Genomic DNA, 1,456 nt, shown 5'->3' on the forward strand with positions numbered 1-1,456 from the left:
GGTGGGGGTGCGGGCGTGGCGGTTTGCGCCGTCTTGCCGGCATCGCCTTCGCTGCCCGAGCGGCCGAGGAACCACCATCCGCCGCCCGCTGCGGCGACCAGCACGGCGGCGGCGACTGCGCCGAGGACGGCCTTGTTGCTGCCACCGCCCTTGTTGTTGTTCGCAACAGGTGCCTTGGCGGCGACGGGCTTGGGCATGTGGGCCGTGCCGATCACGGTGGGTGCGTCGGCACCCGACTGACTGCTTCGAGCACCCGAGGGCGGCACGGTGCGCGGCGTGGGCGCGATGCTGTGGCCGACTTCGAGGCCCAGCGCAGCGCGCAGCTCGGCCATCGACTGCGGCCGCGCCTCGGGCCGCACGCCCAGGCCCGCATCGATCGCCGCGAGCAGCCGGTCGCTGTAGCGCTGGCGCAGGATGTCGTTGCCGGCCAGCGGCACGTAGCTGTCGGACAGCAGCCGCGCCACCGAGGGCGGCGGCGCGCGGCCGCACACGGCGACGTGCATCACGGCGGCGAGCGCGTAGACGTCGGTCCACGCGCCCTGCGACATGTCGGGCATCTCGGCGTACTGCTCGATGGGCGCGTAGCCGGGCTTGAGGATGACGGTGATCGCCTGCGTCTTGTCGGTGATCACGCGGCGCGCGGCGCCGAAGTCGAGCACGACGGGGCGGCCGGAGCCTTCGAGCAGGATGATGTTGTCGGGGGCGATGTCGCGGTGGTAGCAGTGGGCGTTGTGCATCACGGCGAGGGCTTGCGTGACGCCGTCCATGATGCGGGTGAGCCAGGCTTCGTCGACGCCTGCGGGGATCGCTACGAGTGCCTCTCGCAAGGTGTCGCCCTTGTAGAAGGGCATGACCATGTAGGTGGTGCCCTTTTCTTGCCAGAAGCGGTAGACCTTGAGGAGCGAGGGGTGGTCGAACTGGGCGAGGAGGCGGGCTTCGTTGATGAAGCTGCGCATGCCCAGGTCGAAGGTTTCTCTGTGTCTTTCTGACAAGGGGACTACGGTGCCGTCTTGCTGTCTTGTGGATAGCGAGGTGGGCAGGTATTCCTTGATGGCTACTACGCGTTCGAGGGTGTGATCCCAGGCTTCGTAGACGACGCCGAAGCCGCCCTGGCCTACGACTCGGGTGACTTCGAATTCGGCGAGGCGGCTGCCTACGGGGAGGAGGCCTGCGTCGTGGGTTGCGGTTGCTGGGCTGGTGACGGGGACGCCCGAAGCCGTGGTGAAACCACCGCCGGTGATGACTGTGGCGCCTGTGTCAGCTTCGCTGGTGGATGGCACGGGGCGGGAGACGACTCGGGTGCGGTCGTCTTCCGGGGGAAGGGCGTTGTCGGTCATTGACCTGCTCCTGCGAGGTGAACGCCTTGTTGGGTTTGCTTTCCGGGGCCGGGTCTCGGCCCGGCGGCCGACCTACTTTTCTTTGCTTCGCCAAAGAAACGTAGGCAAAAGAAAGGCGA

Annotated in this window: 1 protein-coding gene; it reads right to left on the minus strand. The window is 67.9% G+C overall.

All coding sequences use genetic code 11. The features are described from left to right. The coding region (locus AC07YS_RS31900) for a serine/threonine-protein kinase (RefSeq protein WP_495273840.1) at window positions 1-1,337 on the minus strand (1,337 nt) is incomplete at its 3' end. Window positions 1,338-1,456 lie beyond the last annotated feature (119 nt).

The sequence above is a fragment of the Variovorax sp. GW458-11-26-14-LB1 genome (genome assembly GCF_059423965.1).